16 protein-coding genes are annotated in these 16,594 nt (G+C 61.6%); 10 read left to right on the top strand and 6 right to left on the bottom strand.

Going from position 1 to position 16,594, the window contains the following annotated elements:
- Positions 1-22: 22 nt before the first annotated feature.
- The 3 genes from AC1D2N_RS07940 to AC1D2N_RS07930 all read left to right on the top strand — a co-directional run bounded on the left by AC1D2N_RS07940 (position 23) and on the right by AC1D2N_RS07930 (position 3,912).
- Positions 23-403 carry a hypothetical protein gene (locus AC1D2N_RS07940; protein WP_018445829.1) on the top strand — a complete coding sequence of 127 codons (381 nt, stop codon included), beginning with the start codon at positions 23-25 and terminating at the stop codon, positions 401-403.
- An 82-nt stretch (positions 404-485) separates the two neighbouring features.
- Positions 486-3,032, top strand: coding sequence for a protein translocase subunit SecD (gene secD, locus AC1D2N_RS07935; RefSeq protein ID WP_130651728.1), 2,547 nt, complete (start codon positions 486-488; stop codon positions 3,030-3,032).
- Positions 3,033-3,195: 163 nt separating this feature from the next.
- Positions 3,196-3,912, top strand: a complete 717-nt coding sequence (locus AC1D2N_RS07930; RefSeq protein ID WP_018244787.1) for a sensor histidine kinase — start codon at positions 3,196-3,198, stop codon at positions 3,910-3,912.
- Between the two features lie 3 nt (positions 3,913-3,915).
- Here the strand turns inward: AC1D2N_RS07930 and AC1D2N_RS07925 are convergent, their stop codons facing one another.
- From AC1D2N_RS07925 to AC1D2N_RS07915, 3 genes are all read right to left on the bottom strand, one after another.
- Positions 3,916-4,353, bottom strand: coding sequence for a response regulator (locus AC1D2N_RS07925; RefSeq protein ID WP_018445830.1), 438 nt, complete (start codon positions 4,351-4,353; stop codon positions 3,916-3,918).
- A gap of 30 nt (positions 4,354-4,383) precedes the next feature.
- A complete protein-coding gene (locus tag AC1D2N_RS07920; RefSeq protein WP_018244785.1) occupies positions 4,384-5,088 on the bottom strand; it encodes a response regulator transcription factor in 705 nt (234 codons plus the stop codon).
- A gap of 480 nt (positions 5,089-5,568) precedes the next feature.
- Positions 5,569-5,946: a response regulator gene (locus AC1D2N_RS07915; protein ID WP_018445831.1), complete on the bottom strand. Its 378-nt coding sequence runs from the start codon at positions 5,944-5,946 to the stop codon at positions 5,569-5,571.
- Between the two features lie 28 nt (positions 5,947-5,974).
- Here AC1D2N_RS07915 and AC1D2N_RS07910 point away from each other — a divergent pair, with 28 nt between their 5' ends.
- The 4 genes from AC1D2N_RS07910 to AC1D2N_RS07895 are packed head-to-tail and all read left to right on the top strand — an operon-like array spanning position 5,975 to position 11,931.
- Positions 5,975-8,278 carry a sensor histidine kinase gene (locus AC1D2N_RS07910; RefSeq protein WP_197728224.1) on the top strand — a complete coding sequence of 768 codons (2,304 nt, stop codon included), beginning with the start codon at positions 5,975-5,977 and terminating at the stop codon, positions 8,276-8,278.
- Positions 8,265-8,690 carry a response regulator gene (locus tag AC1D2N_RS07905; RefSeq protein ID WP_018244782.1) on the top strand — a complete coding sequence of 142 codons (426 nt, stop codon included), beginning with the start codon at positions 8,265-8,267 and terminating at the stop codon, positions 8,688-8,690. The genes AC1D2N_RS07910 and AC1D2N_RS07905 overlap by 14 nt, the downstream gene beginning before the upstream one ends.
- Positions 8,691-8,694: 4 nt before the next feature.
- Positions 8,695-10,290, top strand: coding sequence for a response regulator (locus AC1D2N_RS07900; protein ID WP_018244781.1), 1,596 nt, complete (start codon positions 8,695-8,697; stop codon positions 10,288-10,290).
- Between the two features lie 21 nt (positions 10,291-10,311).
- Positions 10,312-11,931, top strand: a complete 1,620-nt coding sequence (locus AC1D2N_RS07895; protein ID WP_197728223.1) for a VOC family protein — start codon at positions 10,312-10,314, stop codon at positions 11,929-11,931.
- 3 nt (positions 11,932-11,934) lie between these two features.
- Here AC1D2N_RS07895 and AC1D2N_RS07890 read toward each other — a convergent pair whose 3' ends face one another.
- The 3 genes from AC1D2N_RS07890 to AC1D2N_RS07880 form a co-directional block, all read right to left on the bottom strand.
- Positions 11,935-12,828, bottom strand: coding sequence for a DMT family transporter (locus AC1D2N_RS07890; protein ID WP_130651726.1), 894 nt, complete (start codon positions 12,826-12,828; stop codon positions 11,935-11,937).
- A gap of 107 nt (positions 12,829-12,935) precedes the next feature.
- On the bottom strand, positions 12,936-14,420 hold the full coding sequence (locus AC1D2N_RS07885; RefSeq protein WP_197728222.1) for an FAD/NAD(P)-binding protein: 1,485 nt from the start codon (positions 14,418-14,420) through the stop codon (positions 12,936-12,938).
- Positions 14,421-14,474: 54 nt separating this feature from the next.
- On the bottom strand, positions 14,475-14,903 hold the full coding sequence (locus tag AC1D2N_RS07880) for an OsmC family protein (RefSeq protein WP_018445837.1): 429 nt from the start codon (positions 14,901-14,903) through the stop codon (positions 14,475-14,477).
- Positions 14,904-15,046: 143 nt separating this feature from the next.
- Between AC1D2N_RS07880 and AC1D2N_RS07875 the strand changes: the two genes are divergently transcribed.
- From AC1D2N_RS07875 to ku, 3 genes are read left to right on the top strand one after another with little or no spacing between them, the layout of a single operon-like run.
- Positions 15,047-15,307, top strand: a complete 261-nt coding sequence (locus AC1D2N_RS07875) for a hypothetical protein (protein ID WP_018244776.1) — start codon at positions 15,047-15,049, stop codon at positions 15,305-15,307.
- Positions 15,308-15,353: 46 nt separating this feature from the next.
- Complete coding sequence (locus AC1D2N_RS07870) at positions 15,354-15,587, top strand: DUF2188 domain-containing protein (RefSeq protein ID WP_047622573.1); 234 nt, start codon at positions 15,354-15,356, stop codon at positions 15,585-15,587.
- Between the two features lie 18 nt (positions 15,588-15,605).
- Positions 15,606-16,460: a non-homologous end joining protein Ku gene (ku, locus tag AC1D2N_RS07865; RefSeq protein WP_130651724.1), complete on the top strand. Its 855-nt coding sequence runs from the start codon at positions 15,606-15,608 to the stop codon at positions 16,458-16,460.
- Positions 16,461-16,594 lie beyond the last annotated feature (134 nt).

The following is a 16,594-nucleotide window of genomic DNA, read 5'->3' as shown; positions in this document are numbered from 1 at the left end:
TGACATCGCCGGGACGGAGAAGATGGAGCTGGACCAGCACCGTCTGACGAGCCGTATCGCCGCTTCTCTCCTCGTCGCCATCCTTGCCTATCTCGGCCTGCTTTTCGGCGGCAATCTGGTGATCTCGCCAGCCGCTGCCGTCAATACGCTTTCCTCTTCCGGTCGAGATCCGCAGCCGCCGCAGTTGACTGCGCGCGACACCGTGCGTGGGCTGCTTGCCACGGAGCGCAAGCTTGCGCCGAAGCAGACGGCACATGACGCCGGCTCGCCTGCCCTTGCCGCCGCTCCGGCCCTTGATTTCGCCGGCTGGAACATATCAGCCGCTTTTCCGGCATTCGAAGCTTCGCTTCACGCCGCAGTCTCCAGGACCCATCAGCCGCGCGCACCGCCGGTCGCTGCCTGACGCTCGCGCCGATCGGCGCTTCCGACATTGACGACATGCCGCCAGCGCCCGAGCGCCGGCCCTCGATATCAAGGAATACAACATGCGTACTTCACCATGGCTGGTGTTCACCTATACGGTGATCATCCTACTCGGCCTATTGATCGCCCTGCCGAACGTCCTGCCGCAATCCGTCCTCCAGCGCGTGCCGGCCTGGCTGCCGCATGAGCAGGTGTCGCTCGGCCTCGACCTTCGCGGCGGCTCGCACCTCGTTCTGGAAGTCGACGAAGCCGACCTGACCAAGGAGCGGCTGCAATCGCTGCTTCAGGACGCGCGCCGCGTGCTGCGCGAAAAGGGCATCCAGCCGAAAGCCGTCGTCCGCAGCCAGAACCAGATCGTCGTGACGCTCGCCGATGCCTCGCAGAGCGATGCTGCCGTCACCGAACTCAAGACGCTCGCCAACCCGATCAGCACCGGCCTGAGCGCCGGCCAGGCCGATCTTGATGTCACTGCGAACGGCGCCACCATCACCGTCGGCTTCTCGCCGGCCGGCATCTCCGCCAATGTCGACAATGCCGTCCAGCAGAGCCTCGAAGTCATCCGCCAGCGCGTCGACCAGGTCGGCGTCTCCGAGCCGACCATTCAGCGCATCGGCGCCAACCGCGTGCTCGTCCAGCTTCCGGGCGCGCAGGATCCGTCACGCCTGCGCGAACTTCTCGGTTCCACCGCCAAGATGTCGTTCCACATGCTGGCGCCGAACAATGCGCCCGGACCCGGCGTGACCATGCTGAAGGACGATGAAGGCCGATCCTATCCGGTCCTCGACCGCGTCGAAATCTCCGGCGACCGCCTTTCGGATGCCCGCGTCGGCTTCGACCCGAACACGCATGAGCCGGTCGTCAGCTTCCGCTTCGACAGCGCCGGCGCCACCCGCTTTGCCGAGATTACCCGCCAGAATGTCGGCAATCCCTTCGCCATCGTCCTCGACGACAAGGTGCTGAGCGCGCCTGTTATCCGCGAGCCGATCACCGGCGGTTCCGGCCAGATCTCGGGCAGCTTCTCGGCCGACAGCGCCACGACGCTTGCCGCCATGCTGCGCGCCGGCGCCCTGCCCGCCAAGCTGACGGTCATCGAAGAGCGCACCGTCGGCGCCGACCTCGGCGCCGACGCGATCAAGATGGGCATTTATTCCGGCATCGTCGGCTTTGTCCTCGTCGCAGTCTTCATCTTCGTCCTCTATGGCACCTGGGGCTTCCTGGCGAATATCGCACTGTTGATTCACACGATCCTGACCTTCTCGGCGCTTACGCTGGTTGGGGCGACGCTGACGCTGCCGGGCATTGCCGGTATCGTTCTCGGTATCGGCCTTGCGGTCGACGCCAACGTTCTCATCAACGAGCGCATCCGCGAAGAAACGCGAAAGGGCAGGAGCGCCTTCGCCGCCATCGACACCGGTTTCCGCCGTGCCTATTCGACCATCATCGACGGCAACATGACGGCGCTGATTGCTGCAGCCATCCTGTTCTATTTCGGCTCCGGACCGGTTCGCGGCTTTGCCGTGACCATGGCGCTCGGCCTCATCATCTCGATGTTCACCTCCGTCGCCTTCGTGCGCGTCGCGATGATCGAGATCACCCGCCGCAGCAAGCTCAAAGTGCTGAATATCCGGCCGTTGATCCCGTTCAGCCCTTATGACAAGCACATCCAGTTCATGAAGGCGCGCTTCTTCGGCGTCACCGTTTCGGCACTGCTTTCGATCGCCTCGGTCGTGCTCTTCATTCATCCCGGCCTCAATTACGGCGTCGATTTCCGCGGCGGCATCCAGATGGCCGTCAGGACCACCGCCCCGGCTGATCTCGCGACGTTCCGTGAAGGCCTGAACACCCTCGGTCTCGGCGAAATCTCGCTGCAGTCCTTCGGTGACAAGAACAGCATTCTCGTTCGTGCCCAACGACAGGAAGGCGGCGAAGAGGCACAGACGGCAGCGGTGACCAAGCTGAAGGCCGAAGTCGCCAAGATCGATCCGACCGCCACTATCGAGGGCACCGACGTCATCGGTCCAAAGGTCAGCGGCGAGCTTGCCTGGGCCGGTATCCTGTCGGTCGTGATCGCAAGCTTCGCGATGCTCATCTATATCTGGGTACGGTTCGAATGGCCGTTTGCCGTCGGCGCCATCGTCACGCTGGTGCTCGACGTCACCAAGGCGATCGGCTTCTTCGCGATCACCGGCCTCGACTTCAATCTGACGGCGATCGCCGCCATTCTGACGCTCGTCGGTTACTCGGTGAACGACAAGGTCGTCGTCTATGACCGCATGCGCGAAAACATGCGACTCTATAAGTCGATGCCGCTGCGCGAGATCATCGACAAGTCGATCAACGAGACCTTGGCGCGAAGCCTCTACACCAATGCGACGGCCTTCCTCGCTCTGGTGCCGATGGCGATCTGGGGCGGTAGTGCCGTCTCGAGCTTCGCGATCCCGATGGTTTTCGGCATTCTCGTGGCCGGCGCCTCGTCGATCTTCATCGCAGCACCCATCCTGCTCTTCCTGGGCGACTGGCGCCGGCGCCATGCCAAGGCACCGGCAACCGATGCGGCAGTCGAGATCATCCCTCCGGAACAGGGTCGCCCGCGCAAGTCCGCCAGCTAAATCCCCGTATTTAACGCATCTTTGAAGAGGGCGCCGGTTGCAGAGCCGGCGCCCTCTTTCTATTGTCGGCTGCTGCATTATGTGCCAATTCAAAGTGTTAGAGCGTCCTTAGCGCGTCTGAGAAGACGCGCGGCGCTGCAATTGAGATCGGGGAAACCGCCAGATGTCATCCGACCCGACGAGACCGCCGGAAACCACCGTTGCCGGAGACAGCGAGGAGCGCATCAAGCGTTTTCTCGCAACCGCCTCGCACGACCTGCAATCGCCGCTCCGTCATATCGCCATGTATGCCGAGCTGCTGCTCGACGATCTCGAGGAGACGCTCGACGGCGAACAGCTTCAGAGCCTCCGGATGATCATGGAAAAGGCGCAGACGGCGCAGCGTCTCACCAAGGCGTTGATGAGCCTTGCCGGCGGCACACCTCAGGTGACGCCTGAAGAGATCGATCTGCAGGCGTTGGCCGAAAATGTCTGGGGCGAACTGACCGATGAGACGGCGGTCCGTGAGGCAACGCTTGAAAGCGACGGCCTGCCTTCCATCCGTACCGACCCTGCCCTCTTCGGTCTGGTGCTGCGGCATCTGCTGACCAATGCCCTCACCTATCGCAGCGAAGTGTCGCCGCGTGTGGCCATTGCCGCGGAGCGCGAGGGGACGGACTGGTTCATCCGGATTGCCGACAATGGGATGGGCATCGATCCGGCTTATCGGGAGCGGATATTCGAGCCGTTCTGGAAATTGCCGAAGCCGGGAGCAGTCCAGGGCGCCGGTCTCGGACTGACGACGGCGCGGGAGTTTCTGACGGCGCTTGGCGGCGATATCAGCCTCGAACATTCGGATGCAAGCGGCAGCTGTTTCATCATCCGCCTTCCCATCGCTTGATGGTTAGATGCTGTAATCGTCCTTCCAGAAATCCGGGACGTCATAGGTCACATATTCGCGGATGATGTGCTGCAGCGCCTGGGCATCGATTTCGTCCTTGCCGATGCGGAAATCGACGCCGTAATCCGGGAATTCCTGGAAATAGCCGCCCGATATATCGGTCGAGACAACGCCGATCGGGCCGGTGTAACCGATGCCCCGCAGCTCCGGCACCGTTTCGCGAAAATCGGCATTGGGCAGCAGGCGGTTGTCGAGCAGGATGAGATCGAAGCGCGCCAAGCGGATCTTTTCCAGCGCGTCACCGATCGATGGCGAATATTCAACCTCGACGGCCGGCTCGGAGAGATCGGCGATCTTCTTCTTGAGCGCACGGAATTCGATGAATTCGTCATCGACAAAGAGAACCTTGACAGTGTTCCTTCGGCTCGTTTCGGTGATCATCGTCTCATTTCCCCAATCCCGAAACCAACTTCACGAAACCAAACCATTCCTCAAGGCGATCGCCACCATATGAACGCGGTTGACAGCGTCAAGTTTGCGCGCGGCCGCGGTGATGTGCGAATTGACCGTATGTTCGGACAGACCGAGAATGATGGCGATTTCCGCCGACGTCTTGCCTTCGCTCGTCCATTTGACGATTTCCGATTCGCGCTGGGTCAGCCGTCCGGACATTTCCGGCGTCAGGATTTCCTCGTAGAGCTTGTCGAAAATGCGCATGGCGTCGAGAAGCATGTCGGCGATCTCACTCTGATCCGGCTCCTGACGCTCGCCGCTGAGCACGAGGCAATATCGCCGCCCTTCCGGCGTAAATAGCGGGATGAAGAGAAAGACGCCGCTCAGGAATTCGTTGAAAACAAGATTGGACGGGTAAGCTTCCGGCTGTGCGCTCCTGCCATGGACCGGCGTTGCCAGGAACTGGGCGCTCTTTGCCCGGACGGTCCCGAGCGCTTCCTTCAACGTCGTGATGAAAAGGCCGACACGTCGCTCAGCGACATTGGTGATGACGATATCACGTTCACCGAAAGGGGCCGAAGCCTCGGAAATGCGGGCAAGCGCGAAATTGTTGAAGTTGTAATGCTGCGCCGCCGACTTCAGCAGACGGAAAAAATCGGTGCGGTTGATCGCCCGGCTAAGCTCCGGTCCGGCATGAAAGGGAATTGCCGGGGCATTGCTCATTCCAACTCTTCCTCTCCTCCCGCCAATACCTCTAATCCCGAAATCTTGGGATATACGTCTTAAACGCGAAGAGCTACAAAAATTGCGAGACGGTTGATGAGGGATATCGAAAACGGGGACTTTCGATATGTAAGGCGGAAATCATCAATTATCTCAACGACAGGTGATGCACGGGCAGATTTTACTGAGGGGCAGTAGTTCTTACCTGGGTATCGTATTCTTCCTGCATTCAACATCCATGAATGCGAGAAGGCAGTGCCAGACGTAAGCGCGAGAGAGCCGATAGACCCATTCAGCTAAGGGGTTGGCTGATGTTCGTGGCGGCGAACGCGGGTTGATCGGTTCTCTCAGCGCTTATTTTGCGTTCCATATTCTTCGCTCCGGTTGCATCTTGTGATGCGTCCTCGACCTTGTCAATTGCGGTTCGTCATATGGCTTGGACGAATGAGGGGGAACAGGTCATCCGGCTTTCGCCGTATTCTACATCTCAAGATTGAGAATGATCGAGGCAAGGTCAAGTGGCTTTTCCAGATAGACATCGGCGCCGGCATCGAGTGAGCGCGCGCGGTCCTCGGCAGCATCCGATCCGCTGCAGATAGCAAGCCGCATCGCCTTGAAACGATCATCCAGGCGCAACCGAGTGATCAGGCCGATGCCGCTATCGAGTGGCATGTAGAGATCGGCGACCAGCACGTCAGGCGGTGTCTTGCCTTCCGCCGCGCGCGTCTCCAGCGCCTCCAGCGCCATTTCGGCTGCGGAGAAACAGAATAGATCGACGTCTATCTGCTGCTTTCTGCAGATATAGTCGAGATAGAAGAGGTCATCCTTGCTGTCGTCGACATAAAATAGGGTGGTCATCTAGCACCGAAATTTGGATATTGTTCGAATGAACCTCGCTGTCCTTCGACATCACCATATCGCGGTTCCACTGAAATTCGATATACCTCATCGCAGATCATTTCGCAAAAAGCGTGGCACCGCCCCGCCTTGCCTATTGAGTATTCCTCGATTTCGGAAAAGATGGCCGCGCGAACCGAAGGAGGACACACGGGTGCAGGATCAGGGCAACGTGGACCTGCAGGACCAGCCAAGGCGGCACTACCGTGCCTTTGCGATTGCGGTCGGCTGCCTGATGTTCCTTCTCGGCGTGACTGCCCTTGCCGGCTGGCTGCTGCAGGTCGAGATTGTCATTTCGCTGGTTCCTGGCTTTCCGTCGATGGCCTTCAACACCGCGCTGTGCTTCGTGCTTTCCGGCGTGGGGCTTGCCGCCTCGACACTGGCGGCCCGCCGCTTTCGGGTGACGGCAACGATCACGGCGGGGCTTGCGGCGGCGATCGCTGCGGCCCGGCTCGTGGAAATCGTCACGATCGGGCGGACTTTTCACAATGTCGACGTGTTGATCACGCGCTTCCTGGTTCCGCCCGATTTCATCGCCAAGATCGGCGGCGGCATGGGACCGAACACGGCGTTGGTCTTCTTGCTCGCCAATCTTTCGCTGCTGCTCTCGCTCCACATGGAGAAAAAAAGCCAGGTGGTGCAGGAACTGACGAGCTACGTCGTTGTCACGCTCGGCATGATCGCGCTGGCCGGCTATGTCACCGATGCCGAACAGGGTTACCGCTGGGGTCCCTATGCGGCAATGGCGCTGCATACGGCGATCGGCATTGTGATCTTCGGCTCGGGGCTTCTCGCCCGCTCCTGGTGGATGCAGCCGGCAAACCGGGCGCAGATCCCGCTCTGGATCCCGGCCGCGGTCTGCTTCACCGGCCTTCTCGTCGATCTCTATACGCCGCTGGGTGTCGCCAACGGCATCCTCTATGTGCCGCTGGTGCTGACGGCGCTCTGGTTCGGCAACAGAAATGCGCCGCTTTTCTTCGCCTTTGCCTGCACCGTGCTGTTGATGCTCGGCTTCTTCGCCGTCAGGCACAATGAGGCGGCGTTCTGGCAGGAGATCGCCAACCGCACTATTACGGCTGCCACGCTCTGGCTGATCGCGCTCCTCGTCTACTATTTCAGGCGCAACACCCATCACCTGGAAGGCGAGCGCGTCCGCTTCGGCGCGCTGGTGCGCGGCACCCCTGATGCCGTCGTCGTCATCGACGAACGTGGAACGATCAAGAATTTCAATCCGGCGGCTGAAAGCATGTTCGGCTACTCCCCGCAGGAGACCATCGGCCGGAACATCAAGATGCTGATGCCCGAACCCTACCATTCCGAGCACGACGGCTATCTCGCCCATTACCGGCAGACCGGCGAGGAGCGCATCATCGGCACGACGCGCATGGTCTCCGGACGACGCAAGAACGGCATCGTCTTTCCGATCGATGTTTCCATCAGCGCCGTCGTCACCGGCCAGACAAAGACCTTCGTCGGTATCGTGCGCGACATCAGCGAGCGCGTCCGGCAGGAAGAACGGATGAAAACGACGCTTTCCCAGCTCGAGGCCTATACGGCCGAGCTCGAGCGCAGCAACCACGACCTCGATGAATTCGCTTATATCGCCTCGCATGATCTCAAAGAGCCGCTGCGCGGCCTGCACAACCACTCCCGCTTCCTTCTGGAGGACTATGAAGACAAGCTCGACGAGGACGGCGTGCGCCGGCTGAACCGGCTCGTGCGTCTCAGCCAACGCATGGAGAAACTCGTCAACGACCTACTTTATTTCTCCCGGCTCGGGCGTCAGCAGCTGGCGGTCAAACGCACCGATATCGGCCTGATCGTCAAGGATGTCGTCGCGACGATGGAGTTGTTGCTGGAGGAGCGGCATGCCAAGGTCATCATTGACGGCCGGCTGCCGGAGGTGGTCTGCGACGCGCCGCGGCTGACCGAAGTGTTCCGCAATCTCATTACCAATGCGATCAAATACAACGACAAGCCGGCGCCGCTCGTCTCGATCGGTTACCTCGACCGGTTCGTCGGCAAGGACGGCACGGTTGCCCGCAACGTGTTTTTCGTTAAGGATAACGGCAAGGGCATTCCGCAGGAATTCCACGAGGATATTTTCCGCATTTTCAAGCGGCTGGAAAAGTCGCAGGATTCCGACGACGGCACCGGAGCAGGCCTTACCTTCGTGCGCAAGATCATCGCGCGGCACAATGGCGATATCTGGCTGGAATCCGAGGTCGGCACCGGCACAACATTCTATTTCACCTTGGGAAAAAAGCGCGAGGGGCAAAATGCAGCAGCGTGACACGCAACCGATCCTGATCGTCGAAGACAGCGAAGACGATTTCGAAGCGACGATGCGCGCCTTCAAACGCACCAACCTGCGCAACTCGATCCGCTGGGCGGCTTCCGGTCAGGAAGCGCTCGACATGCTCGCCTCGATGGTGCCGAAACCGGGACTGATCTTGCTCGATCTCAACATGCCGGGCCTTGACGGCCGCAAGACGCTGGAGGCGATCAAGTCGAATGCCGGCTGGCGCAAGATCCCGGTGGTGATCCTCACGACCTCCGACGACGAACGTGACATCGAAGGCTGCTATGCGCTCGGCGCCAATACCTATGTGCAGAAGCCGGTCGATCTCGACGGGCTCTTCGCCGCGATCCAGCGGCTGAAGGAATACTGGTTCGAAATCGCCATCCTGCCGCTCGAGGACTGACAGATTGGCGGAACACTGCTCCATTCTCATCATCGACGACAACATCGACGATCGCGAGGTCTATCGCCGCATATTGGGCCGCGTTTCCAGCACCGCCTATACCGTCGTGGAGGCGGAGACGGGCGAAGAGGGCCTTGCACTGAACGGCCGGAAACGGCCGGACTGCATCCTGCTCGACTATTCGCTGCCTGGGCGCGACGGGCTCGGCGTTCTTGCCGATATCCTGGAGGATGACCCCGCCGCCAACGTCATCATGCTGACCGGCCAGGGCAACGAAACCGTCGCCGTCGAGGTGATGAAGAGCGGGGCACGCGACTATCTGACAAAGGATTCGCTTTCGCCTGAAACACTGCATCGCTGCATACAGAACGCCATCATGCACGGCATGCTGGAAGCAAAGCTGGAGCAGAAGCGACAATCGCTGGAGATCTTCACTCGCGCCATGGCCCATGATCTGAAGGAGCCGCTCCGGACGATCAAATCCTTCAGCCGCATCCTGCACGGCTCTGCCGCGCTCCCGGCCGAAGACCGGGAGTTGCTTGATTACGTACTCAGCGCCGCCGACCATATGGAAGACCTGATCGTCAAAGTCTCGGGTTTCACCAAGCTCGAGGCCTACGGCGGGCTGGAGCTCAGGCCGGTCTCGCTATCGGCCGTGCTCGACCAGGTAGAGGACAATCTGCGTCAGCAGACCGAAAGCCGCGGCGCCGTCATCATCCGCGGGGCGCTGCCGGAGGTCATGGGCGATGCGACGCTGCTGACCCAGCTCCTGCAGAACCTGGTGTCGAATGCCATCCGCTATTGCGAGCAGAAGGTTCCGGAGATCAGCATCATAGGCGAAGCGCAGGGCGATATCTGCCGCCTCACCGTGGGTGACAACGGGCCTGGCATCGATCCGGAGCATCGCGAACTGATTTTCCAGCCGTTCAAGCGCCTCGTCGGTCGTGGCATCGAAGGCACCGGGCTCGGCCTTGCCATCTGCCGCCGCATCGCGCAGATGCATGGCGGCTCGATCTGGTGCGAGGCGGAAAATGGGCCGGGCGCCACCTTCATTCTCGAAGTGCCGCTCGCCGAGGTGAGGTCCACGCCGCCTGCCGCGTCGGTCATCCCGCACAGCGCCAAGCCGGCGGAGCAGCCAGGCGAAGGTTCGGGCAGGCTGGCCGAGGTGCTGCTGGTGGAAGACAGCCCGGCCGACATCCAGATTCTGAAGATCAAGCTGATGCGGCGGGAGAAGGTGAATTTCAACCTGCATGTCGCCACCAACGGACGCGAGGCAATGCGGCTGCTCGAAGAACGCGCAGGCATCGCCGATGTGCCGCAGATCGACCTGATGCTGCTCGACATCAACATGCCGATCATGGACGGCTTCGAGGTGCTGCATGCGCTTTCAGCCGACGTCCGCCTCAAGCAAATTCCCGTCTGCATCCTCAGCACGTCAAGCGACGAGAGCGACATGCGACGGGCCAGAAATCTCGGCGCGCGCGCCTATATGGTCAAGCCGCCGACCCTGCAGCAACTGGAAGAGGCGCTCGAAGATGTTGAACATTTGGAGTTGTTGCAGCGCGGCGATTCGCTTGCGCTTTGTGCGGAACAAAACTAAGCGATCGTCATTGGCAACGGTATGACCTTCGCAGCTCTCATACTCGCGCTCCTGACGACGCCGCTTCAATCAGGACTGCTCTCGATGGTATCAGGCATACATCACGTCACGGCCGTCACCCGAAAGGTGCAGGCGAACGTGGACTTCTACGCGGGATTTCTCGGCATGCGGCTCGTCAAGCAGACAGCCGGTTACGAGGACGCGACGCAACTTCATCTCTTCTATGGCGATGCGGCAGGGACGCCGGGGTCGCTGCTGACCTTCCTCGCCTGGGAAGATGGCGCGCCCGGCCGGGCCGGCTATGGCCAGATCAGCGAAATATCGCTGTCGATCGACCCTGCCAGCATCGGCTACTGGCTGACGCGCGCCATGAGTTTCGGCCTGCGCTCAGAGGGCCCGGCCGACGAATTCGGTGAGCCCGTCCTGCGGCTGAAGGACCCAGATAACATCATCCTCAAGCTCGCAGGCGCAAAGAACCTGGTATCGCCGGCCGCCTGGGACGGCGCCTCGATCCCGGTCGAGCATGCCATCCAGCGGGTGCGCGGCGCCACCATGCTGACGGAGAAGCCCGCCGAAAGCCGCAGCTTCCTCGAGAGCCATTTCGGTTACCGTTTGCAGGCCAGCCGCGGCACGATCGACAGGCTGGTGTCGCAGTCCGGCGACATTATCGACGTGCGCGATGCACGTGGCTTCTGGTCCGGTGCGCCGGGCACCGGCACGGTCGATCACGTCGCCTTCCGCGCCGCCGACGAGGAGGCGCTGCTTTCGGTGCGCAAGGCGCTCGAGGCGACCGACGCGTCGCCGACCAATATGCACGACCGCAAATATTTCCGCTCGCTTTATGCGCGCGAGCCCGGCGGCACGCTGGTGGAGCTTGCGACCGACAAGCCGGGCATGACCGTGGACGAAGAGCACGCCGCCCTCGGGGGCAAGCTCTTCGCGCCACCCGAAGCCATCACCAATCTCCATGACCTGAAGGTGATGCTGCCGCAATTTTCAATGCCCGGTCAGCCGCGCATCAATTATCGCGAGCTGCCATTCGTCCATCGCTTCTATACGCCCCCGGACCCCGATGGCAGCGTCTTCGTGCTGCTGCACGGCTCCGGCGGCAACGAGACGACGCTGATGCCGCTGCTGAACAAGGCGGCGCCGCGGGCGACGCTGCTCGGCGTGCGCGGCCGGGCGACGGAGGAAGGGTTTCCACGCTGGTACAAGCGCATTACTCCCTTCTCCTTCGACCAGAACGACATCAAGACCGAGGCGGAGGCCTTCGCGGCCTTCATCGAGGGCGCCGTCAAATCCTACGGGCTCGATCCTCAGAAGGTCGTTTATGTCGGCTACTCGAATGGCGCCAACCTTTTGAACTCGCTGCTCTACCTGCACCCGAACCTGGTTCACAAGGCGGTGCTGCTGCGCTCCATGCCTGTGCTCAGCGACTATCCGCATGCCGATCTGAAAGGCACGGACCTGCTCGTCATCAGCGGCAAGACGGATGCCTACGGCAAATATGCGAGCGAGTTGGAAGAGAGGCTGAAGAGTTCAGGCGCCACCGTCGATTCCGACGTCATCCCCGGCGGCCACGATCTCGGCGATGCCGACATTCCGATCATCCAGAAATGGCTGCTGCAGGAAAATCGCTGACGATCAACCGCGGCGGGCAACCATGATGCCGGCCAGCACGACGCCGCCGCCGAGCGCCTGCATCGTCCCGATCGCCTCGTTGAGCAACGCCCAGGCGAGAATGGCCGCAACAACCGGCTGCAACAGCAGCGTCAGCGAGGAAAAGGCCGCCGGCAGATAGGCCAGCGCATAGGTGATCGCCACCTGCCCGCCGGCATGGCTGATAAAGGCCAGGCCGAAAACGATCGACCAGCCGTAGACGGTTGCGGGCAGCATATGGCCCTCGTAGATCAGGCCGATCGGAAAGATGCAGACCGCAGCGCAGGCTGTGCTCCACAACATGATGCGGATCGTATCGAACCGGCTGCGCAGCCTGCCGATCGCCAGGATGTAGCAGGCATAGAAGAAGGCGGCGATCATCGCGATGCCATCGCCGCTGAAATCGCCGTTGCCAATGGCTGCGGGCCCGCCCTTCAAAATGACGAGGCCGGAGAGAGCCACGGCAAGTCCGAGCATGAAGATGCGGCTGATCCTCGCGCTGAAGAAGAGGAAGGCGATCAGCGTGACGAAAACCGGTGCGAGGTTGGCCAGCAGCGTCGCATTGGCGACCGACGTCATGGTGAGCGAAAGGTGCCAGGCGCCCAGGTCGAGCGCCAGCATGACGCCTGGCAGAATCAGCATGCCATAGTCGGAAAGGCTCTGCGGCTTTGGCCCCGCATCCTTCTTCAGCAGCGAGACGATGAGGATCGGGATCAGCGCCAGCGCCACGCGCCAGAAGGCCGTCGCCATCGGTCCGACCTCGGACAGTCTGACGAAGATCGGCGAGCCGCCGATCGCCGCCCCGCCGAGAAGCAGCGCCGCGAGGGCGAAACGATTGGAAGGCGAGGCTTCGGAAAGGGTGGAGGCAGCCTGCGACATGGTCTCGATATTTCTGGCCGCCCGAATGCCGGGCGGGAATTGGTGGCCGAGTGACTATCAGAAGTCGCTCACCGGGGACAGTCGAAGAGCGACATATTGGTGGAAAATCAGGCAGGATGCCTATTCGTCGCGCTGGTCCGCAGCTTTTCGGCGATCTCGCCGGCGATGAAGAACGCATGCTCGGTCACCTGCGGTAGGCCCATCAGCTCGCCGAACGTGCCGCGTGCCAACGGGCCGGAGATCAGCAGCGAAGGATCTGCATGTCCGGACGGGCCGATCGCTTGCGAATGCTGGTTACAGGCAAGGCCAAGGCCGGTCGGATCGAGCGATAGGTGGCCGCTTGCCGCAAGTGCCGCGAGCCAGGGCTGGGTTTCGAGAATGCCACCATGCGCCGGGCCGGTGGTGACAACGACGGCGTCATAGCGCCGCTCCAACAGCTGACGCTGATGACGCGGCTGCAGGGTGCAAAGAATGAGTTCGCCCTCGATGCGCGCATCGGCAACCGACCCGGCCAGGATATCCAGACGGCCCGAGGCAATCGCTGCGTCGAGCACGGCCTCGACCTGCGGGGCGATACGGAAACGATGCACATCCCAATAGGGACGCAGATGGCGGACGAGACGGCGTCGTTCGGCAACCGGTAGCGCCTGCCAGAGATCGTATCCCTGCGCCCGCACCTGATCGATCACGCCATGCCAGCTTATGCCCTCTGCCTTCGCCGCTTTTATGGCAGTGCGGATCGCTGCCAACAACGATATGGCGGAATGGGCGGCATTGGAGACGAAATCGCCGAAGAGCTCCTGCGGCACCGGCGCATGGCCGCGAGACCGCAGACCGCGGCGCGAGATCGCGGTCACCGAACCGTCATGCCCGCGCTGCGCCAGCGAGGCAATGACATCGGCGGCCGTCAGGCCATTGCCGATGACCAGCACCCGGTCATGCGGGCGGATCACGTCGAGCGCATCCGGCTTGGTGGTGTCGGCGACGAAACGGGGATGGGCGGCAAGCCGGCTCGCAAGCCGGCCGGGGGCTACCGGCGGCGGATGGCTGGTGGCGATCGCGACGATATCGGCCTCCGTCACGCCGCCTCTGTCGTCGCGGATCGACCAACGGCCGGCACGGGCTTCGACAGCCGTCACCGCAGCGCGGCAATGACGCACGCTACCGTCTTCCAGCAGCGGCTTCAGCAGCGAGGCGACATATTCGCCGAAGAGCCGGCGCCGCGGGAAGAGCGAGCCATCGGGCTGCCTGGCCTCAGGGTCGCCGGCGACGGCGTCGCGGGCTTCGATCCAGGCCAGGAATTCGCCCAGGTCATCGGGCTGCAGGCTCATCTTGGCGGCGGGAACATTGATGCGGTGGGCCGGATCGGCCGTGTCATAGGCAAGGCCGCGGCCGAGTTCGGCGCGCGGCTCGAAGACCATGATGGCAGGGCGCTCGCCGCAGTCGGCTCTCGCGAGATGATAGGCGACGCCGGCGCCGGAGACACCGCCGCCGATAATGGCGACGACGGGCTGTTCAGACGTCGGGAGAGGCTTGGGCTGCATGGTGGCCGGGATCATTGCTTTCGATGCCCGAGCATATAAGCCGGGCATTGGTCACGCAATCCTCCGCCCTCTATTGTCTATAATTATTATGCAGATTTAACCTTATCCCGATATCGTCGTCGAGAACTCGGGATTGCCGCGGATGGTGTTGCTCACCGTGCAGATCTCGTCTTCGGCGGCATGGGCGATTTTCTGTCGGGTTTCCTCGTCGATATCGCCCTTGATCGAAAAGGCGATGTTGAACTTGGCGACGCGCGAAAGGCCTTCCGCCGCCTTCTCGCCGGTGACCTCGGCAGTGATCTCGCTGATCTTGTCGAGAACGCCCATCTGGCTGGCGGCGATGCGGGCGCTGAGCACCAGGCAGGCCGAGAGCGAGGAATAGAGCAGATCGAGCGGATTGAAACCCGGCTGCGACGGCGCGGTGACGATATCGATCTCGCCCTTGGTGGCGGAGGTGACGTGCGGGAAACCGGTACGGCCGAGAACGGCGGTGGCGCCGGTCGGGCGGGGACGAGCCTTGAGATCGGCCATGTTGAAATCCTCTTGCGAATATCTTGCAGATGGTGATTTCCGCCCGAGGCGGCAATGGCAAACGCCGCCATGGGTTTCGGAACCTTTCCATCCGTCATCAGTTGAATACACCTGAACGAAATCAGTGACAAAGGTGGATTGCAATGCCTGACGTCCGCAGCATGGATAACCAAGGCCGGCGGATGGATGCTCGCGATCGGCTGATCGTTGCGCTCTATGCGCAGCTGAAGGCCGAGCGGGAAACCCGCGAAACGCTGGAATGGGCGATCCGAAATGGCGCCGTCTCACAGGCGGTGCTGGAAGCCATCGCTGCCGATCCGGTTCCCGTCGTCACCAGCGAGGACATCGCATCGCTGGAGAAGATCATTGCGCTCGATGAACGGCGCAAATCAAAGCGGAACTAGCCGACGACATCATGCACCCTATTTAGTTGAGAAGAGGAGATCCGAAATGGCCGATATCACCTATCAGGTCGTGCCGCATGACAATGGCTGGGCCTATAAGCTCGGCGACACACTTTCGGAAACCTATGCGACAGCTGACGAAGCGATTGTCCATGCCAAGGACGCCGCATCGCGCCAGAAGATCGGCAATGGCGATGCGCTGCTCGCCTATCCCGCACCCGACGGCTGCGGCTGGGCATTTCAGGAACTCGAAACCGACAAGAGCGGCAGCCGGCTCTGATTTGCGACGGAGGATGGAATGGCCGCTCGGGCAAGCTGGAAGGGTCATCTGAAGGTAGGCGACCTTGCCTGCGCCGTCGGGCTCTACACCGCTGTTTCCTCCTCTGACCGCGTCTCCTTCAACATTATCAACCGCAGGACCGGCCACCGGGTGGAACGGCAATTCGTCGACAGCGAGACCGGTAAACCGGTCGAGCGGGGCGACCAGATCAAGGGCTACCAGATGGAGAATGGCGACTACATCGTCATCGAGGGCGACGAGATCGCCGAAATCATGCCGGAAAGCGACAAGATCCTCAATATCAAGGCTTTCATCGCCTTCGACGATATCGACAAGCTCTATTTCGACCGCCCTTACTATCTCGCGCCCGTCGACGAACATGACGAGGAGGCGCTGTCGCTGATCGCCAGGGGCATGCGTGACGGCAAGGTCGCGGCTCTGGCCGAAGCCGTGCTTTTCCGGCGCATCCGGACGCTGCTGATCCGTCCGCATGACGACTACATCGTCGCGACGATGCTGAATTTCGACCACGAGGTGCGTTCTGCCGATACGGTCTTCAAGGATATCCCCGACATCAAGTTCGACAAGGAAATGATCGAGCTTGCGGGCCATATCATCGGCACCAAGCAAGGCAGCTTCGAACCGAGCACGTACGAGGATCGCTACGAGGCTGCCCTCGTCGAACTGGTGAAGGCGAAGATCGAAGGCCGGGCGCCACCGAAGAAGAAACAGGCCCCGGAACGCAAGGTCGTCGACCTGATGGAGGCACTGCGCCAGAGTGCCAAGATGAGCGGCAAGGCGCCAGCAAAGAAGGCCCTGGCGAAGAAGAAGGCGCCGGCGCGCGGCGACAGCCGCAGCAAGAAGGCAAGCTGAGATGGCCTCGCCCCCTGGCGGGCGATGGGCAATCTCAAGCGCACCCGACCTCGCGCGAATACAACGGTTTGTCGCGCCGGCGAAGCCGCGGGACCTGAAGCGCGTCAAAGGATTCCCGCGATGCTTTAAGTCTT

The organism is Rhizobium sp. P1_B8 (assembly GCF_056406515.1).
This window is presented reverse-complemented; position numbering and strand designations above follow the sequence as displayed.

Excerpts from the sequence above, each read along its gene's own strand:
- AC1D2N_RS07920 (WP_018244785.1), bottom strand. The coding sequence starts at position 5,088 with ATGAGCAATGCCCCGGCAATTCCCTTTCATGCCGGACCGGAGCTTAGC.
- AC1D2N_RS07910 (WP_197728224.1), top strand. The coding sequence starts at position 5,975 with ATGAACCTCGCTGTCCTTCGACATCACCATATCGCGGTTCCACTGAAA.
- AC1D2N_RS07940 (WP_018445829.1), top strand. The coding sequence starts at position 23 with ATGGAGCTGGACCAGCACCGTCTGACGAGCCGTATCGCCGCTTCTCTC.
- AC1D2N_RS07895 (WP_197728223.1), top strand. The coding sequence starts at position 10,312 with ATGACCTTCGCAGCTCTCATACTCGCGCTCCTGACGACGCCGCTTCAA.
- ku (WP_130651724.1), top strand. The coding sequence starts at position 15,606 with ATGGCCGCTCGGGCAAGCTGGAAGGGTCATCTGAAGGTAGGCGACCTT.
- AC1D2N_RS07885 (WP_197728222.1), bottom strand. The coding sequence starts at position 14,420 with ATGCCCGGCTTATATGCTCGGGCATCGAAAGCAATGATCCCGGCCACC.
- AC1D2N_RS07875 (WP_018244776.1), top strand. The coding sequence starts at position 15,047 with ATGCCTGACGTCCGCAGCATGGATAACCAAGGCCGGCGGATGGATGCT.
- secD (WP_130651728.1), top strand. The coding sequence starts at position 486 with ATGCGTACTTCACCATGGCTGGTGTTCACCTATACGGTGATCATCCTA.
- AC1D2N_RS07905 (WP_018244782.1), top strand. The coding sequence starts at position 8,265 with ATGCAGCAGCGTGACACGCAACCGATCCTGATCGTCGAAGACAGCGAA.
- AC1D2N_RS07870 (WP_047622573.1), top strand. The coding sequence starts at position 15,354 with ATGGCCGATATCACCTATCAGGTCGTGCCGCATGACAATGGCTGGGCC.
- AC1D2N_RS07915 (WP_018445831.1), bottom strand. The coding sequence starts at position 5,946 with ATGACCACCCTATTTTATGTCGACGACAGCAAGGATGACCTCTTCTAT.
- AC1D2N_RS07930 (WP_018244787.1), top strand. The coding sequence starts at position 3,196 with ATGTCATCCGACCCGACGAGACCGCCGGAAACCACCGTTGCCGGAGAC.
- AC1D2N_RS07925 (WP_018445830.1), bottom strand. The coding sequence starts at position 4,353 with ATGATCACCGAAACGAGCCGAAGGAACACTGTCAAGGTTCTCTTTGTC.
- AC1D2N_RS07880 (WP_018445837.1), bottom strand. The coding sequence starts at position 14,903 with ATGGCCGATCTCAAGGCTCGTCCCCGCCCGACCGGCGCCACCGCCGTT.
- AC1D2N_RS07890 (WP_130651726.1), bottom strand. The coding sequence starts at position 12,828 with ATGTCGCAGGCTGCCTCCACCCTTTCCGAAGCCTCGCCTTCCAATCGT.